Origin of the sequence: Aeromonas rivuli (assembly GCF_000820045.1) — a bacterium.
In the GTDB taxonomy this organism is placed as follows: Bacteria; Pseudomonadota; Gammaproteobacteria; order Enterobacterales; family Aeromonadaceae; genus Aeromonas; species Aeromonas rivuli.
On the sequence record NZ_CDBJ01000054.1, the window covers coordinates 116,928 to 142,814 of the forward strand.

Annotated in this window: 24 protein-coding genes; 12 read left to right on the forward strand and 12 right to left on the reverse strand. The window is 61.3% G+C overall.

Annotated features, from left to right (window positions below):
• Positions 1–8 precede the first annotated feature (8 nt).
• From rplT to BN1130_RS12760, 10 genes are all read left to right on the forward strand, one after another.
• Positions 9–365 (forward strand): 50S ribosomal protein L20, encoded by a 357-nt coding sequence (rplT, locus tag BN1130_RS12715; RefSeq protein WP_005300683.1) that lies wholly within the window; start codon positions 9–11, stop codon positions 363–365.
• Between the two features lie 319 nt (positions 366–684).
• Complete coding sequence (gene pheS, locus BN1130_RS12720; protein WP_042042417.1) at positions 685–1,668, forward strand: phenylalanine--tRNA ligase subunit alpha; 984 nt, start codon at positions 685–687, stop codon at positions 1,666–1,668.
• 12 nt (positions 1,669–1,680) lie between these two features.
• Positions 1,681–4,080, forward strand: a complete 2,400-nt coding sequence (pheT, locus tag BN1130_RS12725) for a phenylalanine--tRNA ligase subunit beta (RefSeq protein WP_042042418.1) — start codon at positions 1,681–1,683, stop codon at positions 4,078–4,080.
• Positions 4,081–4,083: 3 nt separating this feature from the next.
• Positions 4,084–4,383, forward strand: a complete 300-nt coding sequence (ihfA, locus tag BN1130_RS12730) for an integration host factor subunit alpha (RefSeq protein ID WP_005908994.1) — start codon at positions 4,084–4,086, stop codon at positions 4,381–4,383.
• 45 nt (positions 4,384–4,428) lie between these two features.
• On the forward strand, positions 4,429–8,454 hold the full coding sequence (locus BN1130_RS12735) for an ATP-binding protein (RefSeq protein ID WP_198135278.1): 4,026 nt from the start codon (positions 4,429–4,431) through the stop codon (positions 8,452–8,454).
• Positions 8,438–9,679, forward strand: coding sequence for a response regulator (locus BN1130_RS12740; protein WP_042042420.1), 1,242 nt, complete (start codon positions 8,438–8,440; stop codon positions 9,677–9,679). Before BN1130_RS12735 ends, BN1130_RS12740 begins: the two co-directional genes overlap by 17 nt.
• Entirely contained in the window at positions 9,680–10,327 is a 648-nt protein-coding gene (locus BN1130_RS12745; RefSeq protein ID WP_042042421.1) for a GNAT family N-acetyltransferase, read from the forward strand.
• Between the two features lie 73 nt (positions 10,328–10,400).
• Positions 10,401–11,174 carry a Sir2 family NAD+-dependent deacetylase gene (gene cobB / locus BN1130_RS12750; protein ID WP_042042423.1) on the forward strand — a complete coding sequence of 258 codons (774 nt, stop codon included), beginning with the start codon at positions 10,401–10,403 and terminating at the stop codon, positions 11,172–11,174.
• A gap of 138 nt (positions 11,175–11,312) precedes the next feature.
• Positions 11,313–11,804 (forward strand): putative pterin-binding protein, encoded by a 492-nt coding sequence (locus BN1130_RS12755; RefSeq protein WP_052448229.1) that lies wholly within the window; start codon positions 11,313–11,315, stop codon positions 11,802–11,804.
• A complete protein-coding gene (locus BN1130_RS12760) occupies positions 11,801–13,447 on the forward strand; it encodes a GGDEF domain-containing protein (RefSeq protein ID WP_232301981.1) in 1,647 nt (548 codons plus the stop codon). The genes BN1130_RS12755 and BN1130_RS12760 overlap by 4 nt, the downstream gene beginning before the upstream one ends.
• Positions 13,448–13,562: 115 nt before the next feature.
• Here BN1130_RS12760 and BN1130_RS12765 read toward each other — a convergent pair whose 3' ends face one another.
• The 7 genes from BN1130_RS12765 to BN1130_RS12795 all read right to left on the reverse strand — a co-directional run bounded on the left by BN1130_RS12765 (position 13,563) and on the right by BN1130_RS12795 (position 20,254).
• The gene (locus BN1130_RS12765; protein ID WP_042042424.1) at positions 13,563–14,564 is read right to left on the reverse strand and encodes a substrate-binding domain-containing protein; all 1,002 of its coding nucleotides are present in this window, start codon (positions 14,562–14,564) and stop codon (positions 13,563–13,565) included.
• Positions 14,564–15,487: a ribokinase gene (gene rbsK / locus BN1130_RS12770; protein ID WP_042042426.1), complete on the reverse strand. Its 924-nt coding sequence runs from the start codon at positions 15,485–15,487 to the stop codon at positions 14,564–14,566. The genes BN1130_RS12765 and rbsK overlap by 1 nt, the downstream gene beginning before the upstream one ends.
• Before the next feature lie 104 nt (positions 15,488–15,591).
• Positions 15,592–16,467, reverse strand: a complete 876-nt coding sequence (gene rbsB / locus BN1130_RS12775; RefSeq protein WP_042042427.1) for a ribose ABC transporter substrate-binding protein RbsB — start codon at positions 16,465–16,467, stop codon at positions 15,592–15,594.
• A gap of 45 nt (positions 16,468–16,512) precedes the next feature.
• A complete protein-coding gene (gene rbsC, locus BN1130_RS12780; RefSeq protein ID WP_042042429.1) occupies positions 16,513–17,478 on the reverse strand; it encodes a ribose ABC transporter permease in 966 nt (321 codons plus the stop codon).
• Positions 17,475–18,998: a ribose ABC transporter ATP-binding protein RbsA gene (gene rbsA, locus BN1130_RS12785; protein ID WP_042042430.1), complete on the reverse strand. Its 1,524-nt coding sequence runs from the start codon at positions 18,996–18,998 to the stop codon at positions 17,475–17,477. The genes rbsC and rbsA overlap by 4 nt, the downstream gene beginning before the upstream one ends.
• 17 nt (positions 18,999–19,015) lie before the next feature.
• Positions 19,016–19,435 (reverse strand): D-ribose pyranase, encoded by a 420-nt coding sequence (gene rbsD, locus BN1130_RS12790; protein ID WP_042042431.1) that lies wholly within the window; start codon positions 19,433–19,435, stop codon positions 19,016–19,018.
• 201 nt (positions 19,436–19,636) lie between these two features.
• Complete coding sequence (locus tag BN1130_RS12795; RefSeq protein WP_042042432.1) at positions 19,637–20,254, reverse strand: glutathione S-transferase family protein; 618 nt, start codon at positions 20,252–20,254, stop codon at positions 19,637–19,639.
• A gap of 302 nt (positions 20,255–20,556) precedes the next feature.
• Here BN1130_RS12795 and BN1130_RS12800 point away from each other — a divergent pair, with 302 nt between their 5' ends.
• The gene (locus tag BN1130_RS12800) at positions 20,557–21,297 is read left to right on the forward strand and encodes a DUF2189 domain-containing protein (protein WP_042042433.1); all 741 of its coding nucleotides are present in this window, start codon (positions 20,557–20,559) and stop codon (positions 21,295–21,297) included.
• Positions 21,298–21,306: 9 nt separating this feature from the next.
• The gene (locus BN1130_RS12805) at positions 21,307–21,978 is read left to right on the forward strand and encodes a DUF2987 domain-containing protein (RefSeq protein ID WP_042042434.1); all 672 of its coding nucleotides are present in this window, start codon (positions 21,307–21,309) and stop codon (positions 21,976–21,978) included.
• A 101-nt stretch (positions 21,979–22,079) separates the two neighbouring features.
• Here the strand turns inward: BN1130_RS12805 and ttcA are convergent, their stop codons facing one another.
• The 5 genes from ttcA to ccoS all read right to left on the reverse strand — a co-directional run bounded on the left by ttcA (position 22,080) and on the right by ccoS (position 25,822).
• On the reverse strand, positions 22,080–22,988 hold the full coding sequence (gene ttcA / locus BN1130_RS12810) for a tRNA 2-thiocytidine(32) synthetase TtcA (RefSeq protein ID WP_042042435.1): 909 nt from the start codon (positions 22,986–22,988) through the stop codon (positions 22,080–22,082).
• 67 nt (positions 22,989–23,055) lie between these two features.
• Positions 23,056–24,003, reverse strand: a complete 948-nt coding sequence (gene uspE, locus BN1130_RS12815) for a universal stress protein UspE (protein WP_042042436.1) — start codon at positions 24,001–24,003, stop codon at positions 23,056–23,058.
• A 136-nt stretch (positions 24,004–24,139) separates the two neighbouring features.
• Complete coding sequence (gene fnr, locus BN1130_RS12820) at positions 24,140–24,895, reverse strand: fumarate/nitrate reduction transcriptional regulator Fnr (RefSeq protein ID WP_042042437.1); 756 nt, start codon at positions 24,893–24,895, stop codon at positions 24,140–24,142.
• Between the two features lie 68 nt (positions 24,896–24,963).
• A complete protein-coding gene (locus tag BN1130_RS12825; RefSeq protein ID WP_042042438.1) occupies positions 24,964–25,650 on the reverse strand; it encodes a sulfite exporter TauE/SafE family protein in 687 nt (228 codons plus the stop codon).
• Complete coding sequence (ccoS, locus tag BN1130_RS12830) at positions 25,634–25,822, reverse strand: cbb3-type cytochrome oxidase assembly protein CcoS (protein ID WP_042042439.1); 189 nt, start codon at positions 25,820–25,822, stop codon at positions 25,634–25,636. The genes BN1130_RS12825 and ccoS overlap by 17 nt, the downstream gene beginning before the upstream one ends.
• Positions 25,823–25,887 lie beyond the last annotated feature (65 nt).

A 25,887-nucleotide genomic window follows, 5' to 3' on the forward strand; every position in this document is an offset into this window, starting at 1 on the left:
TGTGAAAAATGCCAAGAGTTAAACGTGGTGTGACTGCTCGCGCTCGTCACAAGAAAGTAATGAAAGCCGCCAAGGGTTACTACGGCGCCCGTTCCCGTGTCTACCGCGTAGCGGTACAAGCGGTAACCAAAGCTGGTCAGTATGCCTATCGTGACCGTCGCCAGAAAAAGCGTCAGTTCCGTCAGCTGTGGATTGCACGTATCAACGCTGCAGCCCGTCAGAATGGTCTGTCCTACAGCCGTCTGATCAACGGTCTGAAGAAAGCGTCTATCGAAATCGATCGCAAGATCCTGTCCGATATCGCTGTTCACGACAAGTTGGCTTTCACCGCCCTGGTTGAAAAGGCTAAAGCAGCGCTGGTTTAATCCGGTTCTGTTATGAAAGATAAAAGGAGGCCCAGGCCTCCTTTTTTGTATCTGCAATTCACCGAATTCTGTTACCAGACCCGACTGTTACCTCCGTATATCTGCAATATGATGTCGTATATGCCAACAAACTAGTGTTGTCGCCCCATATTTAACGGGGGGAGGGGATCAAGTCAGCCTCTTACCCGATAACAAAATGATTTCTCGGGAGAAAAGGCTACCTTAACTATGGTCAGCCAAGGGGCTTTTTTTGTATTATCCCCCTCTTGACCTTATTTAGCCTACAGGCTCCTGTTTCGGGAGTGGTGACGAGGAAGACATGCAACAGCTTGAAGAAGTAGTCGGCCAGGCCAAGGCCGAAATTGAGGGCGTCAATGACGTGGCGACCCTCGACGAGATCCGGGTCAAATATCTGGGTAAAAAAGGCTTTTTTACCGAGCAGATGAAGACCCTGGGTGCCTTGTCCGCCGAGGCGCGTCCCGCAGCCGGCGCCGTGATCAACCAGGCCAAGCAGCAGGTGCAAGATGCCCTGAATGCGCGCCGCGATGATCTCGCCGCCCAGGAGCTGAACCAGAAGCTGGCCGCCGAGACCATCGACATCAGCCTGCCGGGCCGCCGCATCGAGAACGGTGGTTTGCACCCGGTGACCCGCACCATTGAGCGCATCGAACGTCTGTTTGGCGAGATGGGTTTCAAGGTCGAGCGCGGTCCCGAGATTGAAGATGGTTTCCACAACTTCGATGCGCTGAACATTCCGGCTCATCACCCGGCGCGTACCGATCACGATACCTTCTACTTCAATCCCGATCTGATGCTGCGTACCCACACTTCCGGTGTGCAGATCCGCACCATGCAGCAGCAACAGCCGCCAATTCGCATTATTGCGCCGGGCCGCGTCTATCGTAACGACTACGACATGACCCACACCCCGATGTTCCATCAGGTCGAAGGTCTGCTGGTGGACGAGCATGCCAGCTTTACCGAGCTGAAGGGCATACTGCACGACTTCCTGCGCAACTACTTCGAGGAAGACTTGACCATTCGCTTCCGTCCTTCCTACTTCCCGTTCACCGAGCCGAGCGCCGAAGTGGACGTGATGGGCAAGAACGGCAAGTGGCTGGAAGTGCTGGGCTGCGGCATGGTGCACCCGAACGTGCTGCGTTCGGTCGGCATCGATCCGGAAAAATACTCCGGCTTTGCCTTCGGCATGGGCGTTGAGCGTCTGACCATGCTGCGTTACGGGGTCAATGACCTGCGTGCCTTCTTCGAAAACGATCTGCGCTTCCTCAAGCAGTTCAAGTAAGGGCGAGAGAACATGAAATTCAGTAAATCCTGGGTGATGGAGTGGGTCCGCACCGAGTTGAGTGACAACGCACTGGCCGAGCAGATCACCATGGCGGGTCTGGAAGTGGACGCCATCGAGGCAGTCGCTGGCCAGTTCAACAACGTGGTCGTGGGTGAAGTGGTCGAGTGTGCCCAGCATCCGGATGCCGACAAGCTGCGGGTGACCAAGATCAACGTGGGCGAAGCCGAGCTGCTGGACATCGTCTGCGGCGCGCCGAACTGCCGCACCGGCTTGAAAGTGTGTGTGGCCAAAGTCGGGGCGACCCTGCCGGGCGATTTCACCATCAAGAAGGCCAAGCTGCGTGGCCAGCCGTCTCACGGCATGCTCTGCTCCTTCAGCGAGCTGGGTATCGAGGTGGAAGCGGACGGCATCATCGAGCTGCCGAGTGATGCCCCCATCGGCACCGACATTCGCGACTACTTGAATCTGAACGACGTCGCCATCGACGTGGACTTGACCCCGAACCGGGCCGATTGCCTCGGCATTGCAGGTCTGGCCCGCGAGATTGGCGTGCTCAACAGCGTGGATGTGGTCGAGCCGAACTGGACCCCTGCTGCCGCTACCATAGACGCGACCTTCCCGATCCGGGTTGAAGCAACCGCCGATTGCCCCCGTTATCTGGGCCGCGTCATCAAGGGGCTGAACTTGCAAGCGCAGAGCCCGCTCTGGATGCAAGAGAAGCTGCGCCGTGGCGGCATTCGCTCCATCGACGCTATCGTCGACATCACCAACTTCCTGCTGCTGGAATATGGTCAGCCGATGCATGCCTTCGACTTGGCCAAGCTGGAAGGGGAACTGGTTGTACGCCGCGCCAAGAGCGATGAGCCGATGACCCTGCTGGACGGTACCGAGGTGAAGCTCAAAGAGACCACCCTGGTGATTGCCGATACACAAGGCCCTGCCTGCATGGCCGGTATCTTCGGCGGCGATCGCACCGGTGTGTCCGAGACCACCACCGACATCCTGCTGGAGTGCGCCTTCTTCGCGCCGCTCTCCATCACCGGCCGGGCCCGTGCCTACGGTCTGCACACCGACTCTTCCCACCGCTTCGAGCGCGGGGTCGATCCCGAGCTGCAAGCCAAGGTGATGGACAGAGCCACCCGCCTGCTGCTGGACATTTGTGGCGGAGAGTGCGGCGGCGAAGCCGGTCCGGTCATCGAGGTCAAATCCGATGCCCATCTGCCCAAGGCTACCCCCATCAAGCTGCGCCGTGCCAAGCTCGACAAGGTGATCGGCATCAGCGTGGCCGACGCCCAGGTGCTCGAGATCCTGACCCGCCTCGGCATGCAGGTGACGGTTGACGCCGACGGCTGGACCGCGCTGGCCCCCTCCTGGCGTTTCGACATCGCCATCGAGGAAGACCTCATCGAGGAAGTGGCCCGCATCTACGGCTACAACAAGATCCCGAACCTCAAACCCGCCGCCTCTCTGGCGATGGTGGAGCAGGCCGAAGGCCAGGTGACCCTCAAGCGGGTACGTGATCTGCTGGTCGACCGCGGTTTTCAGGAAGCCATCACCTACAGCTTCGTGGATCCCAAGGCTCAGCAGGCTCTGTTCCCCCAGAGCGATGCCCTGGTGCTGCCCAATCCAATCTCGGTCGAGATGTCCGCCATGCGCGTCTCTCTGTTCCCGGGTCTGGTGCAGGCGGTGGTCTACAACCAGAACCGCCAGCAGGGCCGTGTGCGTCTGTTCGAGCAGGGTCTGCGCTTCATCAAGGACGAGCGTGCCGAAAACGGCATCCGTCAGGAGCCGATGCTGGCCGGCATCATCACCGGCAACCAGAGCGATGAGCACTGGGACATCAAGAGCCGCGGCAGCGACTTCTTTGATTTGAAAGGGGATCTGGAAGCGGTACTGGATCTCACCGCCGAAGGGGCCAGCTTCAGCTTCGCACGTACCGAACACAGTGCCCTGCACCCGGGCCAGAGCGCGGCCATACTGCGCAACGGCGCGGTGATCGGCCACATCGGCGTGATCCACCCGAGCCTCGAGAAGAAGCTGGGTCTCAAGACCCGTGCCATCATGTTCGAGCTGGAGTTGAACAAGTTGATCCCTGCCAAGGTGCCGGTTGCGGCCGAAGTGTCCCGCTTCCCGGCCAACCGTCGCGACATCGCCGTGGTGGTCGACGCTGCGGTTCTGGCCGGTGATGTGCTCGCAGTAATTAAAAAAGTTGGCGGAAATCAGTTAGTTGGAATAAACTTGTTTGACGTATACCAGGGTGCTGGTATGGCAGAGGACAAGAAGAGCCTGGCCATCAGTCTTGTATTGCAAGACACCCAGCGCACCCTGGAGGAGAAAGAGATTGCCGAGACCGTAGACAATGTCGTGCGGGCCCTCGGTGAAGAGTTGAATGCATCCTTGAGGGATTGATCTATGGCGCTTACCAAAGCCGACATTGCAGAGCACCTGTTCACCCAGCTCGGGATGAGCAAGCGTGAAGCCAAAGATATGGTGGAAGCCTTCTTTGAGGAGATCCGACAGGCGCTGGAACGCGGCGAACAAGTCAAAATCTCGGGCTTCGGTAATTTTGATCTTCGTGAGAAGAACCAGCGTCCAGGACGTAACCCCAAGACGGGCGAGGATATTCCCATCAGCGCCCGTCGGGTGGTGACCTTCCGCCCCGGCCAGAAACTCAAGGCCAGGGTTGAGACGGTCGAACCCAATGAGTCTTGAGTTAACTAACGAAAAGCCAGGCGTCTGCCTGGCTTTTGCTATGTCATGATCCGCGCGATTTTTCTGTTGGCCAGCCTGCTGGCCGGCACGGCTCACGCCATGGTGCTGCCGTTGCCCCCCTCGACCCAGCACTATGTCTCGTCCATTGACCAGCTCACCTTCTGCTATCCCAGCCTGGTGCGTTCCCCCTATCTGGAGAAGAAGGGTGGCTTTTTGATGGATCAACTCGACAGGCTGGCCAACACACTGCCGATCCCCCTGATCAAAATACGACTCGACAGCTGGGAAGCGGTTCGGGACGGGTTGCGATCCGGGCGATGCGATCTGGTGCCGAGCATAGGCCCTGCCCCGACACCCCGCGCGGGTTACCTCTATAGCCGCACCATACTCGAGTCCGAGTCCGCCATTCTCTACCGTGGCAAACTCAATAACGCCATCTTTCTGGTATCCCCCGTCTGGCAGCAGAGCAAACGTCTGAGCCGGCTCTACCCCAGAGCCACTCAGCTGACCCTCGCCAATCCCGATCGCTGGTTTGAGGCACTCAAGGCCGGCGAGGGGAGTGCCTATCTGGGCGACTATCTGCAACTGCGCCATCTGATGCGGCAAAACCCGGCCGAAGGGTTGCGGCTGAGGCGACTGCGCAGTGATGATTGGGTCATTGGCTACCGGCTGGAGATGGGGGATAAGCCCGAGCTGAAGCGCCTGGTCGACACCGGTATTCGCTATCTGACCCCGGGCGCCCTCTATCAGGATCTGGAGCGCTATCTGGCCGATGGCAAGCAGACCATCAACCCGGTGCACTTTACCGATGAGGAGCAGGCCTGGCTGGCAGGACGGGGGAGCCGGGTGCGGCTGGTGATCAACCCGGACTTGATGCCCTATAGCGGCGTCGATGATCAGGGCCAGCTCAGGGGCTGGAGTGGCGATGTGCTGCGCTGGGTGGGTCAGCAGACCGGCTTGCGGTTTGAGACAGTGCCCGCTGCCAGCCGGGAAGAGGCGCTGGACAAACTCAGGCGTGGGGAGGCCGACATGATGGCCGGCCTGCTCGAATCCCCTCGTCTTGGTCAGGAGTTCGAGTTTACCCGCACCATCGCCGAGAATCGTTTCGCCCTGGTTTCCCTCAAGTCCAGGCAGATCAAGCGACTGAGCGAGCTGAGCGGCGAGCGGGTGCTGGTGCCGACCAGCCTCTATGATCCGGACATGCTCTCCGGCTATGGCAATGCCGCCTGGGTGCGGGTCGATGATGTGGATCAGGGCCTGAGCGAACTGCGCAGTGGCAATGCGGACTGGTTGCTGAGCGAGCTCTACCAGCTGCAATACCCCCTGCGCAGCAATCAGTTGGCCGAACTCAATGTGCGTGAACTCGATGACAGCTTTGCCCTGAGCTTTGCGGTCAACCGCCAGCATCTGTTGCTGGCCAGCGTGCTGGATCAGGGGTTGATGACCCTCAACCGCGAGCAGATGGCGGAGCTGACCCAGCGCTGGCACAGGCTCACTCTCACCCAGCAGAGTGGCGTCAGCTACTGGGTGCTGTTCGGTTCGGTGCTGCTGGCGCTGTTGATCAGCGCCGCCGTGATAATGTTGATCTGGCGCTCTCGCCAGCAGCTCTCCAAGGAGGTGGCCCAGCGTCTGGCGGCGGAACAGGCTCTGGCCGTCGAGAGCCGGTTTCGTGAGTCCCTGTTCCAGGCCCTGCCGGTCCCCGTGTTCCTGCGGGATGGCAACGGCGACATCATCAAGCGCAATAAACGTGGCAAACGGCTGGAGGCCCGTCATCCAGGCCCGCTGACCCTGCCGGCCCCCGAACAGGGTGCCACCGAGGGGGAGTTGACCCTGGGAGAGCGGGTCTTCTCCTACGCCCAGATACCGCTGCGCCTCGGCCACCAGGGGCCCGCCGGGGAGCTGATTGCGCTCTCCGATATCAGCTCACTGCGCGAGCGGGAGCGATTCTCACGCCAGGCGGAGCGTCGCTTGCGGGCGCTGACCAATACGGTGCCCGGCATGGTGGTGCAGTTCCTGCTGCGCGACGGTCTCCTCGGCGAGCTGGAATTTGTCAGTCGTGGCAGCTTCGAGCTGCTCGGGGTATCGAACAATCGACTGCGCCGTGAGCCCCTTGATGCCCTGGCCGCCCTGAACGGCAGAGACAGGTATCAGCTGCAGGTGGATATGCCCGCCATGCTGGAGGCGGGTCAGCCCTTCTCCTATGTCCTGCGATATCAACATCCCGCCGAAGGGCTGCGCTGGTTGCAGTTCCATGGCCGGGGGCGGCGCCTGGATGAGGATGGCTGGCGGGTCTACGGCGTGGTGCTGGATGTGACCATGCGGGTGGCGCAAGAGCAGGCACTGCAACGATCCCATGCCAGGGCGGAGCAGGCGATGCAGGCCAAGGGACGTTTCCTTGCGGCCATCAGCCATGAGATACGCACCCCCATGAATGCCATTCTCGGCTGGCTGGAGTGGCTCGCGACCACCCCTCTGTCCGATCAGCAGCAGGGGGCCGTGACCAGTGTGCGTCAGGCCGGGGATGAGCTGCTTGGCCTGCTCAATGATGTGCTCGATTTCAGCCGCAATGAGAGCGGCAAGTTGAGCCTGGCGCCACAACCGACGGATCTGGCGCTGTTGTGCGAGCGTGTCATTGCGGTGCACTGGCCCAAGGCGCGTAACAAGGGCCTGCAGCTGAGGCTGAAATTGAGCGCTGACTTGCCCAACCGGTTCGAGATTGATCCCCACAGGGTGCAGCAGCTGCTGCATAACCTGCTCTCCAATGCCATCAAGTTCAGCACCCGGGGCACTGTCTGCCTGTGGGCCGATCTGCAACTCGATGGGGGTAAATCCTGGCTCAGGCTCGGGGTTGACGATCAGGGACCCGGCATTGCGGCAGAGTTGCTGGCGCGACTGTTCGAGCCCTTCGAACAGGGGGAGGTCAGTGGTCAACTCAGGGCGCAGGGTACCGGACTCGGCCTGGCCATTTGTCGCCAACTGCTCGAACAGATGGGCGGCACCATTGCCATGACCCCGGGTCTGGGTGGCGGCAGCCGCTTCATCGGCAAAGTGCCTCTGCTCGTATCGGATATGGAGGCAGCCAGGGAGAGCACCGTCACGCGGCTGGCCATCAGTTTGCCGGATAGTGAGCGCGAGGGGGTGGATCCCTGGTTGGCCCGTTATGGGTTGACGCCGGTCGAACCGGAGGAGGGGATCCCCTGCCTTGGCACGCAGCTCGATGAGCATGGTTTGCTGACCTGGCGCTGGCAGGGCAAGAGTTGGATACCCGGCACCCTGGTGAGCCTGTTGCAAGAGAACGTCAGCGAGACCATGAGCGTCAATCTGACCCAGGCCGGGGCGGGACTGCGGGTGTTACTGGTCGAGGATCACGACATGAACAGAGCGCTGATCAGCATGCAGCTCCGTCAGCTCGGCGCCCAGGTGTGGTGTGCGAACCATGGGCTGCAGGCCCTCGACATGCTGCGGGAACACCCCGTGGATCTGGTGTTGACCGATCTGCAGATGCCGTTGATGGATGGCGCCGAGCTCTGCCAGCAACTCAGGGCTACTGCCGAGCACAAGGCACTGCCCATCTATATCGTCACCGCCGATGTGAGTGAGCAGGCGGCGCTGCGCCTGACGGCTTGCGGTTGCACTGGTCGCCTCGAAAAACCCCTGCGTCTGGAGACCCTGGCCGCGCTGCTGCACCGGATCCCGCGGGCATTGCCGTCCCCTGGGGATGAGCCGGGATCCCGGACCGGGTCTGCGCCGGACAGGCAGAGCCCTATCCCTGAGGGTCGGTTGGCCATGCCACTCCTGAGCGATGAGTTGATCGCTCTCTACCTGACCACCACCACCGAAGACATCGACAAGTTGGCCGAGGCCCTTGCCGGCCAACAAGCCACTGAGAGAGATGCGTATTTACACAAGATCAGGGGGGCTGCGAAAATGGTCGCGGCCCAGCCTCTGCTGCAGGCGATGGCTCGCTGGCACAGGGAGCCCGAGCTACCCCTGATCCTGTTGCTGCGCCAGGCCCTGGATGAGACGGCGCACCAGCTGACCGAGAGACAAACTGATGATCATCACAGATGAAGAGCTGATGGCTCTGTTGGAATCCCCGACAGAACAGGAGTCCGGTTTTCATACCCTGACCCTGTATGCCCTGGATAATAACGCTTATGAGGCGGCCAAGGCTGCGGGGTTACCCGACTATGTCTCCCTGTGGCGTGCCCGACCCGATGCCAGCTGGCAATGGACAGGGTTGTTTGCCACCGGTGCCATCGCCTTGTATGACCCAGGCGAGCATGCTGGCACGGAGTACTTTGCCGCCATGACGCAGGATCACGAGGGGGTTTGCCGTCTCAGCCAGGATTGGCAGGCGGCCCTCGCGCTGCGTCAGCAGCAGTGGCTCGCCTGGCTGGCAGATTTCGAGCTGCTGCTGCTCGAAGACCACCCTTTTCAAGGTGCCCAGTTGCAGCAACAGATCCAGCAGCTGGGTCTGCCGTGCCGCTGGGTGCAAGATGGCGCCAGCTGCCTGGCGCTCCTGGCCGAGGGCAAGACCCGGCTCTTGCTCTGTGACTTGAGTCTGGCGGAGCAGGATGCCATCAGTCTGTTGCTTGCCAACCGTCAATATCAGAGCTTGCCGATCATCTTGCTCTCCGCCCATGAGCAGACCCTGCTCGATGGCAGCCGTCGTCTGCTCCATGACGCCGGTTTCAATGTGCTGGCCGCCCTCGCCAAGCCGCTCCAGGGCGAAGAGCTGCTGCGCCAGCTCAAGGGGCTCTATCTTGGCAACCAGCGGCTGCGGCGGCTCAAGGGGCTGCGCCGCACCGTGCGCAACTGGCAGGGGCAAGGGATAGGCACACTCTCTCTCAAATCCAATCCCCCCTTGCAGGGAGCGCACTGGTTGCCTTTCACCGGCTGCGCAACTGACTGGCAAGTACTCAAAGCCTGGCTTGACAGCCTGGATCGCACGCCTCAGGCGCTCACCCTGGTGATCCAGCGCCGGGATGCCCTGCTCGGGGATCAGGCCGCCTTCGCCCTGGTGCTGCAAGCCAGTCTGGCGGGGGTCAAGCTGGCACTGTTGCTCGATAATGGCGAGCACTTGCCATTCGATCTGCTCGAGCGCTTGCCGTTTCAGCAGTTGCTGCTCGGCCAGCCTCTCTTGCAGGAGTGGGAGCGCGCGGCGCCAGACTCTCTGCTTGGCCGCTTCATGGAGCGGGTTCGTGAGATAGGCATCGACATCTATCTGGATGACAGCGTCAAGTTGCTGGATGAGGAGAGTTGGCGCACCCGGGGTGCGGCGGGATACTGGTAGGTGACCCGTTATCTCTGCTGGCCCCAGGACGAGGCCCGGCTTGCGCGCGGACTCGCCGGTTGGCAGCCGGCGCTGACCCGTGCCGATCTGCCGCTGGCAATGACCCTGGGGGGGACGGTGTGCCACCTTACGGAGTTGGGGCCCGCCGATGAGACACGCATCGTGCAAGCGTTCGAGGAGCTGAGTCAGTACAGCGTCTACCTGCGCTTCATGCGCGCCAAGCAGCATCCCACCGCCGAGCAGGTGGCCTTCTTCCTCCAGTATCCGAGGGATAGACAGATCTCCTTGTTGCTCAGCGACAGCCGGGGCGCCCCCCTGGCTCAGGCTCAGTCAATCCGTCGTCGCCTGCATCCGGACAGAGCCGAGTTTGCCTGTATCGTCGCCGATCATTTTCAGCACAAGGGTGCGGGTCGTCGCCTGTTGCTGGCCCTGGCCATATTGGCGCGGGGGGAGGGCATTCGCGAGTGGACCGCCGAGGTGCTGGCCCAGAACAGACCCATGCTGGCGCTGCTCAAGAGTCTGGGGCTGCCGCTCACCTTGGTGACGGGGCGTGAACTCATCTTCGTGCGGCTCGATCTCAGTGTGTTGGATCCCTGGCTGGGGTTGCCGGGTGCTGGTCGATGGACTGCCCCCACCGCGCGGTTCTAAGACCAAGGGCGAATAGGCCCCCTCAGGACGCCTGTGTTAAGGTCTCCCCATCGGCTGCGTCAAGGAGTTGTGCATGCAAGCGCCCAAACACATAGTGATACTGACCGGGGCCGGTATCTCGGCCGAGTCGGGTATCAAGACCTTTCGTGCCAGTGATGGCCTCTGGGAGGAGCACAAGGTGGAAGACGTGGCCACCCCTGAGGGCTACCATCGGGATCCCGTCCTGGTGCAGGGCTTCTACAACGCCCGCCGCCAACAGTTGCAGCAAGAGCAGATCCATCCCAATCCGGCCCATTACGCACTGGCGCGGCTGGAGCGTCTCTATCCCGAACAGATCACCCTGATCACCCAGAACATCGACAATCTGCATGAGCGGGCGGGTAGCCAGCGGCTTATCCATATGCATGGCGAGCTGCTCAGGGCGCGTTGCCCCGTCTCGGGACAAGTCATCGAGTGGCGTGGTGACTTGCATCAGGAGGAACTCTGCTCCTGCTGTCAGTTTCCCCAGCCGCTGCGCCCCCATGTGGTCTGGTTTGGCGAGATGCCTCTGGGTCTGGATCGCATCTATGGCGCCCTGGCACAATGCGATCTCTTCATCTCCATCGGCACCTCGGGGGCCGTCTATCCGGCGGCGGGTTTTGTCCATGAGGCAGGCCTCAATGGTGCCCACACCATAGAGCTCAACCTGGAGCCGAGCGAACTGGAGAGCCAGTTCGATGAGAAACGCTATGGCCCCGCTTCCCTCTTGGTGCCAGCCTATGTTGACGAGTTGCTGCAACGTTGCGGGGTGCACAAACCCAAGCCCGTCTCCGGGGAGGATTGGATGGAGATGAGGGATCGCCACTGACCCTGGATCCACTGCTCGGTGCTAATCATTTATCTCACTGTTTTAATTAAGCAAAGCCAATAAAGTTGCACTCCAGATGATAAGTCAGCACACTCGAATGAGACAGTGTTGATGGATGTCACAATAGAGGGATGCTGGATGCAAAGACACATATTCACCAGGTGGCTGGTCGCCGCCTTGCTGTTGAGCGGTGTGATGGCGCCATGGGCGCAGGCCGTGGAGAGCCCCATTCTGACGTTGACCGCCCCTGGCGGTGTCAGCAAAGAGTATGGGCTCCGCGAACTGGGATCCCTGCCTCAGGTTGCCTTCGAAACGGAGACCCCCTGGACCAAGGGCAAGCATGGCTATCGCGGCCCCTTGCTGCGCGACCTGATCAGGCAGGTCAGCCCCAATGCCGACCGGGTCAATGTGGTGGCCCTGAACAATTACAGCCATGAGGTCAGGCTCTCGGACTATGCCGACTACCCGCTGATCCTGGCCATGAGCGAGAATGGCAAGATGTTGACCCGCCGCAACAAAGGGCCGCTCTGGCTGCTGGTGCCCTTCTCCGATCATCCCAAATTGAGTGAAGATCCCAATGTGCAGGCCTCGATGGTGTGGCAGATTGTCCGGTTAGAGGTATTGGATTGACACGGCGCTCGCTGCAAAACCCGCTACTGATAGGGGTCTGTCTGCTGTTTATCGGCTCCTTCATCTGGGGGCTGATGCTGCAGAAAAAGCATGAACGGCTGGTCGACTACTTCTATCGCGGCTCCCACTGGAACATTCACCAGCTGTTGCTCGATTCACAGCGCTTCCTCTATGAGTTGAAGCTCTACCGCGCCGGGGTGGGGGACATGGCGACCCTCTCCCTCGAGTACGATCTGTTCTGGAACCGGATCGATGTCTTCCTGGTGAGCGATGAGACCCGGGTCGTGCGTGGCCAGCTTGGTCTGGCTGGTATCGCCAATGACCTGCTGGCTGATCTCAAGCTGATCGAGTCACAAATGGATGCAGGCAAGCTGGTGGAGGGGCCCGAGCTCGATCACATGCAAAAGCATCTGATCGCTTGCACCAAACGGCTCGAGCAGATCAGCCGGGTGGTGCTGACCGGGGAGGCGAGGGAGGCCTCCATCACCCAGATCCGCCGCAATATGCTGTTGCTGCAGGTCTGGCAACTCACCTTGCTGGTCGCCGGTGTGCTGCTGGTGGCTGCGCTGGTGCGGGCCAATGTGCTCAATCGTCGTCAGGCTCGCACCGATCCCCTCACTCAGCTTGGCAATCGGCTCGCCATGCACGAGCGGCTCGATGTCAGCCTGAGCCGGGCCCCGCTGGTGGCACTGGTCATTCTGGATCTCAAACGCTTCAAACTCGTCAATGATCAGCTGGGTTATCAGGTCGGTGATCGCCTGTTGCAGGTCGTTGCCGACAAGCTGGATGCCTGGCCCCATGGCGATGCCTTTCGCCTCGGCGGTGACGAGTTTGCCTGTGTGCTCGACCAGTGTCCCGATGATGGGAGTTACCTCGCCCGGGCAGAGGAGCTGATCGCCTTGCTTGCGTTCGAGTTTCGCACCAGGGAGAGCAGCTTCCAGCTCGCCTGTCGCCTCGGCCTGGCGCTGGCACAGCGGGGGGAGGACAGAGACAGGCTGATCGATCACTGCATCCTGGCCCTCAATCAGGCCAAGGGGGGCCAGCAGGGGGATCTGGTGCAATTCAGCCATGCCATGCTCGGCCAGTTGCAACTGCGCCACAACCGGGTGAGAGGGTTGCAGATCTGGCTGGAGCGGGGGCTGGGCATGCCGTTGACCCTGGTGTTGGAACCCATGATGGAGGCCCATCATCCTCAACCGGTAGCGATGCGGCTCAGCCTCAACTGGGGGCAGGGAGAGGCATGCAGCCTCAACTGGCTGGAGGAGTCCGGCCTGCTCGAGGAGGTGCTCTCCCGGGTACTGGCCCAGGCGCATACCATGACGTCGCAGCCCTTGCTGCTGGGGCTGAGCAAGACGCAGCTCCTTCGACTGCTGCGCAGCCCTCTGGTGACCTTGACGCCGGCTTGCTTCATCGCAGGCTTGCCTTATCTGGCCAGAGACGATGCCGAGCTCAAGCAGCAGGTGCTCAAGGCAGGCCTGGTGCTGGCTTTAGAGGAGATTGGCAGCGCCACCCTGGCCCTGGCAAGAGGGGGCTGGCCGCTGGCCTACTGGACTCCGTGCCGTGAGGGCGAAGAGGAGGCTGCGGCCTTGCAGCCCTTGGTGCAAGCCATTGGCCTCAAGACCCTCAGGCCTGCCCGGCGGTGAGAGCTGTCCCGCCCAGCCGGGGCAGTAAGCGGCTTGCTATGTCGGGAATACAGATATGCCGGAACAACAGAAAGGGAGCCCTGAGCTCCCTTTCTGTTGTTTGGCTGCATGGGCCTTAGAGGCGGCGGCAGGATTGACGGATCACCAGATTTGGCTCCAGGGTGATCAAGCGGTTCTCTATCTGCTGACCATTGATGCGAGCCAACAGCCGGGTCACGGCGAGACGGCCCAGCGCCTCCTTGGGCTGATTGATGGTGGTGAGCGGCGGTGACAGGTATTGGGCCAGCTCGACATTGTCATAGCCGATGAGGGAGATATCTTCCGGCACCCTGAGCCCGGCCTGATGAATGGCGCTGATGGCCCCCATGGCCATCATGTCGTTGAACACAAACAGAGCGCTCGGCCGTTCAGGTTGAGCCAGCAGGGTCTGCATGGCATTGAAACCGCTGGCACAATCGAACTCACCGGCTTGCAGCCACGCCGGGCGCACGGCCAGCTGGGCCTCTTCCATCGCCTGCTCGAAACCGGCCAGGCGCTGGGTCGCAGGGGCGCGTCCGGCCGGGCCCATGATGCAGCCAATGTCCCTGTGACCCAGCCCTATCAGGTGGCGGGTTGCCAGGTAACCACCCAGATGAGAGTTGTCGGCGATGAGATCGACTCTGTCGCTGTCCAGCCCCCAGTCCATGACCACCACCGGCAGGTTATCCAGCCAGTCGAGCTGGTTGAACACCTCCTGCTGCCCCTCGCTGCACATGATCAGCAGCCCATCCACCCGTTTGCGCAGCATCATCTTGAGGTAGGAGAGCGCGGTCTCGGTCTGGCCCTCGGTGTTGCCCAGCATCAGGTTGTAACCCTGCTCGAAGCAGTAGCGCTCCACCCCGCGCACCACTTCCGCGAAGAAGGGGTTGCTGGAGGTAGTGACCAGCATGCCGATGCTGTTGGTCTCTTTCACCTTGAGGCTGCGGGCCACCAGGCTGGGGGCATAGTTGAGGCTCTCCATGGCGGCGAAGACCCGCTCGCGGGTCGCATCGGCGACGACGCGAGTCTCATTGATGACGTGGGACACCGTGGTGGTGGAGACCCCGGCCTGGGCTGCGACTTGCTTGATGTTGGCCATCAGCCTTGCTGCCCGTCGAGGAAGGCGGTCACCTCCTCCTTGTGGGGAATGGCGCTCTGGGCGCCGAGCCGGGTCACCGACAGCGCCGCGGCGCCATGGGCGAAACGAACCGCCGCTGGAAAGTCCAACCCCGCCAGTTCGGCGGCCAACAGGGCGCCATTGAAGGTATCCCCGGCCGCCGTGGTGTCTACCGCCTCGACCCGAAAGCCCGGGATCAGTTGTTGCTGCCGGGTGTTGCTGCAATAGACGCCCTGGGAGCCCAGGGTGATCATCACATCGCTGATCCCCATCTGGTGGAAGCGGGCCGCCGCCTGAGCCGCGCTCGCCTCATCGGTGACCGCCACCCCGGTCAGCAGCTCGGCCTCGGTCTGGTTGGGGGTGATGAGATCCACCAGCGCCAGCAGCTCGGCAGGCAAGGGCTGGGCAGGCGCCGGATTGAGCACCACCCGGGTGCCACCGGCGCGGGCCAGACGGGCTGCCTCGAAGACGCTCTCCAGGGGCACCTCCAGCTGCAACAGCAGGGTGTGCGCCTCGGCGATGAGGCGACCATGGCGCTGTACCATGGCCGGGCAGAGGGCGCCATTGGCCTCGGCGGAGAGGCCTATGCTGTTCTCCCCCTCATCACTCACATAGATGATGGCGATGCCGGTGGGTAGGGTGGCATCTTCTTCCACCGCCCCGACGTCGATACCATCCTCGGCAAAGCCTGCGCGCATCTCGCGGCCTATGGCGTCTGCCCCTATGCGGGCGATGAAGGAGACCTCGGCGCCGAGGCGGGCGGCGGCGACCGCCTGGTTGGCGCCCTTGCCGCCGGGTACCACTCGGTAACTGTGACCGGCCAGGGTCTCACCCGGGCGGGGAAAGTGCGGCACCCGCAGCACGTGATCGGCATTGACACTGCCCAGAACGACGAGACGATTCATAATGTTGCTTCCCTTGATGCATCTTGACTTGGGACTGCCCAAGGCGAGAGACACCGCTGATTGTGTTCGACTGAGAGGGGGAGGCTAGCCTCCCCCAGCCACTGTTACTTGCTGACCACTTGCAGGGGAACGGGTATGGATTTTTCTACCGGTTGGCCCTTGAGTACCTTGTCGGCGGTCTCGACGCCAATGGCACCGATCAGCGCCGGCTGCTGGGCGATGGTGGCGGCCAGTTTGCCACGGGCGACCGCGGCCTTGCCATCATCGGTGCCATCGAAACCGACGATCATCACCTGCTTGCCGGCGGCCTGTACGGCGCGAATGGCACCCAGCGCCATCTCGTCGTTCTGGGCGAACACGGCCTGGACGGTCGGGTGAGCCGCCAGCAAGTTCTCCATCACGTTCAGACCCTTGGTACGGTCAAAGTCGGCAGGCTGGGAGGCCAGCACATCCAGCTGATGACCCTTCACCGCCAGGGCGAAACCCTCGCCGCGATCCCGGGCCGCCGAGGTGCCAGCGATCCCTTCGAGCTGGATCACCTTGGCGCCGTTCCCCAGCTGCTCGGCGATGAAGTCGCCCGCCAGCTTGCCACCGGCCACGTTGTCGGAGGCGATGTGGGCCTTGACCTCACCCTGGGCCGCGCCGCGGTCCAGGGTCAGCACCGGGATATTGGCCTTGTTGGCCAGGCGGATGGCGTTGCCGACCGCGTCCGAATCGGTGGGGTTGATCAGAATGGCGCTCACCTTGCGCACCGTCAGATCTTCCACGTTGGCGAGCTCCTTGGCCGGATCGTTCTGGGAGTCGAGCACCACCAGGTCATAACCGAGCTCCTTGGCCTTGGCCTCGGCACCCTCCTTCATGGTGACGAAGAAGGGGTTGTTGAGGGTGGAGACCACCATGGCCAACGAGTGATCGGCTGCCTGGGCGGTGCCCAGCACGGACATGATGGCGGCGGCGAGCAGGGTATTGAGCTTTTTCATCGTTTCATTCCTTGTGCTTTTTGTTATGGGTGCGTGTGGTTGTCGTTATTTGCTTTTGTTGTCGATCATCACGGCGAGCAGTATCACGCTGGCCTTGGCGATCATCTGGTAATAGGAGGAGACGTCGAGCAGGTTGAGGGCATTGTTGAGGAAACCGATGATGAGCGCGCCTATCAGGGTGCCCATGATGCGCCCCTTGCCCCCCATCAGACTGGTGCCCCCCAGTACCACGGCGGCGATGGCGTCGAGTTCATACCCCATGCCCGCGGTGGGTTGTGCCGACGACAGGCGGGAGGTGACGATGAGGCCTGCCAGGGCGGAGAGGGCGCCGCAGATGGCATAGACCGCCAGCTTGACTCTGTCCACATTGATGCCGGAGAGGCGAGTGGCCGACTCGTTGCCGCCCAGGGCATAGATGTAGCGCCCCAGACGGGTGTGGTTGAGCAGGTACCAGGCGAGCAGGAAGACGATGGCCATCAGCCAGATCGGCACCGGCAGACCGAGCAGATAGCCGGTGCCGAGCCAGGCGAAGTGATCGGATCCTTCGCTGAAGCCGGTGGAGATGGGCCGCCCCTCGGTGTAGACCATGGTCACGCCGCGCAGGGCGGTCATGGTGACCAGGGTGGCGATGAAGGCTTGCACCTTGCCCTTGGCGATGATGAGACCGCTGACGCCGCCGAGCAGGGCACCGGCCCCCAGGGTGAGGGGGATGACCAGGGCGATGGGCAGCTCCATGGCGACCATGGTCGCGGCCAGGGCGCCGCACAGAGCCAGGACTGAGCCGACCGACAGATCGATGCCGGCGGTCAGGATGACCAGCGTCATGCCGACCGCCATGATGGCGTTGACCGAGGTCTGGCGCAGTATGTTGAGCAGGTTGTCGGCGGTGAAGAAGTTGGGGCTCAAGAAGGAGACCACGCCGATGAGCACCAGCAGCGCCACCAGGGATTTGTTCTCTATCCACCACTGCTTGCTCAGGAAGCCGGTGCGGGTCAGGGTCTGGGTTGTCATGAAATCGCCTCTTGTGCTACTTGCCACTGTTTTCCGACCGCCGCCGCCATCAGCTTCTCCTGATTGGCGTCTTTGGTATCAAATTCGGCGCTGATGCGCCCCTCGTGCATCACCAGGATGCGATCGCTCATGCCGAGCACTTCCGGCATCTCGGAGGAGACCAGGATGATGCTCATCCCCTCCTGCTTGAAGCGGTTGATGAGCTGGTAGATCTCTTTCTTGGCGCCGACGTCGACGCCGCGGGTCGGCTCATCGAGGATCAGCACCTTGGGACGGGTGAGCAGCCCCTTGGCGATGGCCACCTTCTGCTGGTTGCCACCGGAGAGCAGCTTGATGAGCTGTTCGGTGCTCGGGGTCTTGATGTTGAACAGACGCACATAGTCCTCTACCGCCTGACGCTCGGCCTTGCCGTCGATGCGGCCGCCCTTGTTGAATTCCCCAAGGGCGCACAGGCTCATGTTCTCCCGTACCGATAACTCCAGCACCAGGCCATCACCCTTGCGATCCTCCGAGATATAGGCAATGCCCGCGGCCAGACCATCGGCCGGGCTGCGGGGCCGGAGGGGCTGGCCGTCGACCTCGACCTGGCCGGCGCTCAGAGGGCTGGCGCCATAGATGAGCTTCATCAGCTCGGTGCGCCCTGATCCCATCAGGCCGCTGAAGCCGAGGATCTCACCCTGATGCAGGGTAAAGCTCACCTCGCGCACCCCGGGGCCCGCCACGCCCTCGACCATCAGGCTGACGGGGCCAAGATCGCGGCTAAGACGCGGGTACTGCTCTTCCAGGCGACGGCCGACCATCATCTCGATGATCCTGTCTTCGTCGAGTTCACTCACCGGCTGCTCGCCAATCCACTTGCCATCGCGCAGTACCGTGACCCTGTCACAGATTTCGAAGACTTCTTTGAGACGATGGGAGATGTAGACGATGCCGCAGCCCTGGGCGCGCAGCTCGCGGATCACGGTGAACAGCTGCGCCGTCTCTGTGTCGGTGAGGGCGTCGGTGGGCTCGTCCATGATGATGACGCTGGCATCGAACGACAGGGCCTTGGCTATCTCCACCATCTGCTGCTCGCCGATGGAGAGGTTGCCGAGCCGGGTGTCCGGCCTGTGCTTGACCCCGAGCCGCTGCAGCAGGGCGCCGGCGCGAGCACGCAACTGGCCATGGTCAATGTTGCCAAAGCGGGTGCGGGGCTCGCGGCCGAGGAAGATGTTGGCGGCGATGGAGAGTTCCGGCAGCAGGTTCAGCTCCTGATGGATGATGCTGATCCCCTGATCCTGGGAGTCGCGGGGCCCCTTGAAACGTACCGGCTGACCGCGATAACTGAGGGTGCCGCTGTCGGCCTGATAGATGCCGGTCAGCACCTTCATCAGGGTGGATTTACCCGCCCCATTCTCGCCGAGCAGGGCCATCACCTCACCGGGATAGACCTTGAGCCCCGCCTCGTCGAGGGCCCGTACTCCGGGGAAGGTCTTGACGATGCCGCCAAGCTCGAGGATGGGGATAGGGGTTGTGCTCATCTTGGCTCCTTGGGCAGTCAAAAGGCGACGCCGGCGCAGAGGATCAGGTTGGCGTAGGGAGTGACCTCGCCGCTGCGCACTATCGCCTTGCTGGCCTGGCTACGGATTTTGAACGCCTCGTGAGAGAGGTAGTCGATGGTGATGGGCTTGCCCTGATCCCGCGCATGGGCCTCCAGCTGATCGAGCAGCGCCTGATGGGTGAGGGGGCTGACCGATTTGAGTTCGCTGGCGAGCAGGACTCGCTCCACCACCAGATCGGTGAGCAGGGCGCCGAGCACGGTTTCCAGACTCGGGGTGCCGGGGATCAGCGCCAGGTCGATACGTTCCGGGCCCAGGGGAATGGGGAGTCCGGCGTCGCACACCACTATCTCGTCGGTATGCCCCATCCGGGCCACCAGGGCGCTCAGGGGGGCATTGAGCAGCTTGCCTCGTTTCATACAGCACCTCATCAGGCGAGAGCCTGCGTCTCTGTGTTGAAGTAGGCAACCGGTTACGCAACCGGTTGCGTGGTGGGTGGAAGGTAGGCGTTAATCGTTGCTGGATCCAGTGATCAGTAACGAAAGTGTGAAAACGATCTCAATGGTGGGGGATTCGAGGTGAAAAAGCGGGTGCCCGCACGCAGGCTCCCGCGCTGGGGATCAGATGGCAAGTGCCTGCTGCACGGCAGAGCGGGCCAGCATCCGGCGACTGTGCGCCGCCACCTTGGGAAATTCATCGATGGCCACGCCATCGCTCTTGAGCCAGCTGGCCACCACGAACAGATAGATATCGGCCAGGCTGAATTGCTCCCCCAGCACCCAGGGACCGACCAGATAGTGGTTTTCTATCTCGGCGAAACCATCGCGCATGTTTTGCGGCATCTTGGCCTTCATGGCGGCGATGGCATGCTCGTCATCGGCCCAGCGGCTGCCACGGCGCCCGTGGGCATGGGAGATATGCAGGGTGGCGGCGAGGAAGAGGTTGACCTCCTGCATCCTGGCCAGCAGGAAAAAGTCCTGCAGTGGTGCCAGCTTCGCGGTTGGGAAGCGCTGCGCCACATAGAGCAGCAGGGCCGGGGTCTCGGTCAAGACGCCATGCTCGGTGACCAGAGCCGGCACCCGCCCCTTGGGGTTGATGGCCAGATACTCTGGGCTGCGCTGCTCACCGGCAGCGAGATCAAGCTGCTTGATCTGGTGTGGGGCACCGGCTTCCACCAGGGCGATACGTACCGCCATGGCACAGGTGCCGGGGGCGAGATAGAGGGTCAGTTCAGACATTGCTGTTCTCCTTGGGTTAGGGGGCTGGGCGCACAAGGCTGGGGGACGCCGACCATCAAATGGGTCTTGGGCATGCTACCCCCATGCCGGGCAGGGGCCAAGTCGGCGCTGACGAACACCATTAATCTGGCTGATCATCGAACGGTCAAAATGGTGAGCCGCTCGGCCGTTGGCCTGTGAAATCAATGGCTTTATGAACGGCAGATAACAGGAAAAACGGCTACGCATGCCCGGTCAAATCGCTATAATGTGCCACCTTGGATCAGTGGTTTTCGATGTTGGATAGTCAATTGAGTAATAGAATGCGGATCGGCGGCTCTCTCGAGGAGTCCATGAGCAAAGGGTATCGGCTCGATGTAAGGGCAATACTGCAAGAGAGTTGGCAACAGACCCGCAGCAATGGATTGGGGATGTTGCTGGCCATCATGGGCGTCATGGCAATCTGGATCCTGCTCAGCAATGTGCTGCTCGCCCCCTTGCTCGAGAGTGAGAAGGAGGGCCTCGATAGCGCCATGTTTATCAGCTTGCTGATCACAGTGGTGATGGCACCCATGAGCTCGGCCCTCGATATGCTGGGGCTGCAGCAGGCGATCGGGGTGCGGGCCCGCGCCAGCCAGGTGTTCGATTTCTTCCGTCACTTTCTGCGTCTAGCCTTGCTCAGCCTGCTCGGCAGCCTGTTGACCAGTCTGTTTGGCCCCCTGTTCGATCTGTTGGGACTGCCCATGATGCTGGCCCTTATCCCCTCCGCATTGGTTGGCATGGGATTGCTGTTTACCGTGCCGCTGGTGCTGGAGCGGGGTCTGAGTCCGGCTCAGGCGATCCTGGTGTCGCTCAAGGTGTTTGCGCGCGGTTGGCCCTCGCTGTTATTGCTCCACGGCATCATGCTGGGACTCTGCCTGCTGGCCATGATCCCCATGGGATTGGGGCTTATCTGGGTAGCCCCCCTCTATTTCAACTGCAAAGGCATCCTCTACCGGGAGCTGTGCGGCGTCGCGGTGGAAGTGAGCGAGGCGCCCACGGCGGCGGATCATTTCAATGCATAAGGATTTGACATGAAAAGGCTTTTAACGTGCCTGATGGTGGGGGGAGCCTTGCTGCCAGCGCCGCTGTTGGCGCAATCCCTGGTGCTCGATTACGGCACCTTCTATGGCCATATGAAGACGGAGCGCAAGGCTGACTTCGGCCTGGCCAGACTCGGTTTCTATTTGCGGGACTCGGAGACGGGGCAACCCTGTCTGGCGCAGTCGGTACGCATCCACAGCGACAACAGGGACAGGCCCGCGGAGGTCGCAGCCGACGGTGGCCTGACTCTGCCGTTTGATGAGCAGGTCTATCTCGACAAGGGCAAGGTGCTGCTCGAGATGGACGCGCCCCATGAGCGCTGCGATCTGTCGGTACAGGTGATGGCCAGTCTCAAGCCTGACAGTGAAGGGCGGGTTGCCCTGAGCGAGATCGCGGCCGCCCAGCGGGACATGCAGGCCCTGCTCGACAAGATGGCGGGTATGGTCGGCAAACACTTTCTGCCCGAGGTGGCTGGCGTGCGGGTATCCCTTGCACCTGTGAGCGGCACCGCCTATCTGGACAAGGGGAGTGAGCAGCTGGCTCTGCCCTGGAAAGAGGGCTCTCTGCTGCTGGGCAATGCCCAGCTGTCTGCGTTCGAAGGGGGCACCCTGCAACCCAATGGTGAACTGATCCGGCTCACTCCCTGGTTGCACAAGGGCTGACCATGGCCCGGTGAGTTGTGAGAGTAAAAAAGGAGCGCCTCGGCGCTCCTTTTTGACAGGCTGATGCTGCTCTGAAACAGCGTGAGTGCCAAGGGCCGCGCCTAGCGAACCTCAATCACATCCAGCCTGTCCATCTCGTCGATGTTGAGCAGGGGAGCCGTCGGCAGCTCGGGGGGATCGAATGCCTTGTCGCCGCCATCTATGATGCCGGAGTCGCGGTTGATGCTCTTGAAATCGAACAGCTTGTGATCGAGCAGGTGACTCGGCACCACATCCTGAATGGCGGTGAACATGGTTTCGATACGGCCCGGGAAGCGGCGATCCCAATCCTGCATCATCTGCTTGATCGCCTTGCGCTGCAGGTTCTCCTGGGAGCCACAGAGGTTGCAAGGAATGATGGGGAACTCCTTGATCTCGGCGTAGCGCGCCAGATCCTTCTCCTTGCAGTAGGCGAGGGGGCGGATGACCACGTTCTTGCCATCGTCACTCACCAGCTTGGGCGGCATGGACTTGAGCTTGCCACCGTAGAACATGTTGAGGAACAGCGTCTCGAGAATGTCGTCTCTGTGATGGCCGAGGGCTATCTTGGTGCAACCCAGCTCCAGGGCGCGGCGATAGAGGATGCCGCGACGCAGTCGTGAGCAGAGGGCGCAGGTGGTCTTGCCTTCGGGCACCTTCTCTTTGACGATGGCGTAGGTATCTTCCTCGACCACTTCGAAGGGAACACCCAGCTCAGCCAGATAGGCGGGCAGTATGTGCTCTGGGAAGCCTGGCTGCTTCTGATCCAGGTTGACGGCGATGAGGTCGAAATGGATGGGGGCACTGGCCTGCAGGCTCAGCAGTATGTCGAGCATACCGTAGCTGTCCTTGCCGCCAGAGAGGCAGACCATCACCTTGTCACCCTCTTCAATCATGTTGAAGTCGGCGATGGCCTGACCTACGTTGCGCCTGAGGCGCTTCTGCAGCTTGTTGAAACTGTATTTATCTTTGGTGTTCAGCTCTTGCACCATGACCTCAAACCCGGGACAAAAATAAGCGGCTTATTATAGCCATGTCCCGGGGGAGGGCAAGGATGCGTTACGGTTGGCTCGACTTCGTCTCGACCGGGCATTGATAGTCGGTCGGCTTGAGGATCAGGATGTCGCAGGGCAAGCGGTCTATCACCTGCTCGGCCGTGTTGCCGAGCAAGGCGGCCGAGAGGCCGGTACGGCCAACGCTGCCCATGATCATCAGACTCGCTTTGAGCTCCTCGGCCAGATCCGGCAGCACCTCTTCGGGCAAGCCTTCGGCGACCTTGGTCCAGAGGTGGTTTATCTGATATTTGTCGGCATGGGCGAGCAGCAGGGACTCATGATGCCGGCGGATCGCCTCGTTGTAGGCGTGGGGATCGAACTCGGGCAGCTCGATGGCGACATTGACAGGGGTGCCAGGGAAGGTATTGACCAGATAGAGGCTGGCGCCGAGCAGGTCGGCGACCCCCATCCCCTCCTCCGTGATGCGATCATTGAGATCCTGCTGCTCCTTGTCATCACTCGAACAGTTGATGGCGGCGATGATATTGCCGCCCCGCTGCCAATGACCCTCTTTTACCAACAATACCGGGCAGGGGCACTTGCGCAGCAGATGCCAGTCGGTGGGGGTGAAGATGAAGGTCTGCAGGAAGTTGTGGTGATGGGTCGCCTTGACCACCAGATCATGTTTGCCGTTGAGCACCTCCTGAATGACGGACTCGAAGGGACGGCTGTGCCAGATGACCTTGACCTCACACTGCATGCCCCTGGCACGATAGGGGGTGAGGATCTCGTCCAGCCACTCCTGACGTTGACTGATGACGCCGGCGCGCATCTCGTCACGCTCCTCGCTCGAGAGCATGGCGGTCATCTCATACGAGAAGTCGTAGATGGTCAATAACAGGGTCAGCTGTGCGTCTGTTTCCAGCTCGGCTACTTTGACTGCGCGCTCGAGTGCAATTTGGCGCTCTTGTTCCGGGTTGATAACTACCAGGATTTTTCGGTACTTGACCATGGGCTCCTCCTTGGACAAAAGACCAATGATGACAGGCCTTTAGCTTTTATAGCTTAGCGTAGGAGAAGCAGTAATGACGTGGGCCGGATCAAATTATTGGGGTCAACTTGATCCGGCGCAAGAGAAGAGTCTGTGATCAGGCGCAGGGCTGGCGAGGGGTGCCGGCCATGGTGGCGAGGGCATTGTGATTGAGCACGGTAATGTATTTGCCTTTGACCGCAATGAGCTCTGACTTCTGGAAGCGACCCAGCAGCCGGCTGATGGTCTCGACGGTCAACCCCAGATAATTGCCGATGTCGCCCCGGGTCATGGAGAGACGAAACTCCTTGGCGGAGAAACCACGCTCGGAGAAGCGCTGGGAGAGGTTGCTCAGGAAGGCCGCGAGGCGCTCCTCGGCATTCTTCTTGGAGAGCAGCAGTATCATCTCCTGATCCCCCATGATCTCGTTGCTCATCAACCGCATGATCTGCTGGCGCAGCTTGGGCATCTTGCCGGAAAGATCGTCGAGGACATCGAAGGGGATCTCGCACACCATGGCCGTTTCCAGCGCCTGGGCGAAGGAGGGATGGATGTGCTTGTTGATGGCATCAAACCCGACCAGATCACCCGCGAGGTGGAAGGCGGTGATCTGCTCGTCCCCTTGCTCTGTGATGGTGTAAGACTTGATGGTCCCGGAGCGGATGGCGTAGAGGGATTTCAGCTCGTCGCCAGCCTTGAACAGCTCTTCACCTTTCTGAATAGGCTTCTTGCGCTCAATGATGCTGTCGAGCTGATCCAGTTCGCTGTCATTGAGGCTGAAGGGAATGCAGAGCTGGCTGATGCTGCAATCCTGGCAATGAATTGCACAGCCACCGCTCTGAATACGTCTGCCAGGTTTCTTGTCCGGGATCATAGGCTCATTTGAATAATTGATTTATATCAATCAAGTCTACCACCAACCCATCCATTTTGGATAGGGTTTCAAAGGGATGCCAGGCCGACCCAGAGGGTGTGCAGACCATAGGCAATCAACAGCAAAGCGCCGGTGAGACGCAGGCTGCGCAGGGTGAGCCAATATCGCAGTCTGTCCGCCAGGCCACCCAGGGCAAACAGGGTGGGCAGTGTGCCTATGCCGAAACAGAGCATGATGAGGGCGCCCTTGGTGGCGGAGCCTGCCGCCGCACTCCAGGTCAGCATGGAATAGACCAGGCCGCAGGGCAGCCAACCCCACACCATGCCAAAAGGCAGCGCCTGGAGTGGATGGCGGAAGGGGAGGAACTTGCCTGCCAGTGGCCTGAGCCTGGGCCAGAGCCGGGCGCCGAGCCGCTCGAGCAGCAATATTCCCTGCCACCAGCCAGCCAAATAAAGCCCCAGGGCTATCATGAGCCCCCCGGCGAACAAGCGCAGATAGAGCAGAGCCTGCTTGCCCGCCCCCAACTCCCCCGTGGTGGCAAGCAGACCGCCCACCAGGGCGCCAGCCATCACATAGCTGAGGATGCGACCCAGATTGTAATAGAGCAGATAGCTGAGCCGGCCTGTGAAATGCTGCTGCGCTGGCGGAATGGCCATGGAGAGCGCAGCCGAGACACCGCCGCACATGCCGATGCAGTGGCCTGCCCCGGCGAGTCCGACCAGCAGAGCCCCCAGCAGATCAAGGTTGGTGGTCATCGGATGGGCGCTTGCTGGTTGTGGTTGACGTGGCGTCTTCATCAAACAGGATGTTGGAGCCCTGGCGATCGAGATCCTCGAACTGCTCCGAGCGTATGGCCCAGAAGAAGACGAACACGGCGATGACCACGAACAGGATGGCGATGGGGATCAGAATGAAGATGATGTTCATGGGGCAAGCCTTGCGATGGGAGTGGCCGGGGTCATGGTAAACGAGTTGTCAGCCAAGATCCTGCT

What these genes read in the sequence shown, in the direction of transcription:
- rplT (WP_005300683.1), top strand. Translation starts at nt 9, where the DNA reads ATGCCAAGAGTTAAACGTGGTGTGACTGCTCGCGCTCGTCACAAGAAA.
- pheS (WP_042042417.1), top strand. Translation starts at nt 685, where the DNA reads ATGCAACAGCTTGAAGAAGTAGTCGGCCAGGCCAAGGCCGAAATTGAG.
- pheT (WP_042042418.1), top strand. Translation starts at nt 1,681, where the DNA reads ATGAAATTCAGTAAATCCTGGGTGATGGAGTGGGTCCGCACCGAGTTG.
- ihfA (WP_005908994.1), top strand. Translation starts at nt 4,084, where the DNA reads ATGGCGCTTACCAAAGCCGACATTGCAGAGCACCTGTTCACCCAGCTC.
- BN1130_RS12735 (WP_198135278.1), top strand. Translation starts at nt 4,429, where the DNA reads ATGATCCGCGCGATTTTTCTGTTGGCCAGCCTGCTGGCCGGCACGGCT.
- BN1130_RS12740 (WP_042042420.1), top strand. Translation starts at nt 8,438, where the DNA reads ATGATCATCACAGATGAAGAGCTGATGGCTCTGTTGGAATCCCCGACA.
- cobB (WP_042042423.1), top strand. Translation starts at nt 10,401, where the DNA reads ATGCAAGCGCCCAAACACATAGTGATACTGACCGGGGCCGGTATCTCG.
- BN1130_RS12755 (WP_052448229.1), top strand. Translation starts at nt 11,313, where the DNA reads ATGCAAAGACACATATTCACCAGGTGGCTGGTCGCCGCCTTGCTGTTG.
- BN1130_RS12765 (WP_042042424.1), bottom strand. Translation starts at nt 14,564, where the DNA reads ATGGCCAACATCAAGCAAGTCGCAGCCCAGGCCGGGGTCTCCACCACC.
- rbsK (WP_042042426.1), bottom strand. Translation starts at nt 15,487, where the DNA reads ATGAATCGTCTCGTCGTTCTGGGCAGTGTCAATGCCGATCACGTGCTG.
- rbsB (WP_042042427.1), bottom strand. Translation starts at nt 16,467, where the DNA reads ATGAAAAAGCTCAATACCCTGCTCGCCGCCGCCATCATGTCCGTGCTG.
- rbsC (WP_042042429.1), bottom strand. Translation starts at nt 17,478, where the DNA reads ATGACAACCCAGACCCTGACCCGCACCGGCTTCCTGAGCAAGCAGTGG.
- rbsA (WP_042042430.1), bottom strand. Translation starts at nt 18,998, where the DNA reads ATGAGCACAACCCCTATCCCCATCCTCGAGCTTGGCGGCATCGTCAAG.
- rbsD (WP_042042431.1), bottom strand. Translation starts at nt 19,435, where the DNA reads ATGAAACGAGGCAAGCTGCTCAATGCCCCCCTGAGCGCCCTGGTGGCC.
- BN1130_RS12795 (WP_042042432.1), bottom strand. Translation starts at nt 20,254, where the DNA reads ATGTCTGAACTGACCCTCTATCTCGCCCCCGGCACCTGTGCCATGGCG.
- BN1130_RS12800 (WP_042042433.1), top strand. Translation starts at nt 20,557, where the DNA reads ATGCGGATCGGCGGCTCTCTCGAGGAGTCCATGAGCAAAGGGTATCGG.
- BN1130_RS12805 (WP_042042434.1), top strand. Translation starts at nt 21,307, where the DNA reads ATGAAAAGGCTTTTAACGTGCCTGATGGTGGGGGGAGCCTTGCTGCCA.
- ttcA (WP_042042435.1), bottom strand. Translation starts at nt 22,988, where the DNA reads ATGGTGCAAGAGCTGAACACCAAAGATAAATACAGTTTCAACAAGCTG.
- uspE (WP_042042436.1), bottom strand. Translation starts at nt 24,003, where the DNA reads ATGGTCAAGTACCGAAAAATCCTGGTAGTTATCAACCCGGAACAAGAG.
- fnr (WP_042042437.1), bottom strand. Translation starts at nt 24,895, where the DNA reads ATGATCCCGGACAAGAAACCTGGCAGACGTATTCAGAGCGGTGGCTGT.
- BN1130_RS12825 (WP_042042438.1), bottom strand. Translation starts at nt 25,650, where the DNA reads ATGACCACCAACCTTGATCTGCTGGGGGCTCTGCTGGTCGGACTCGCC.
- ccoS (WP_042042439.1), bottom strand. Translation starts at nt 25,822, where the DNA reads ATGAACATCATCTTCATTCTGATCCCCATCGCCATCCTGTTCGTGGTC.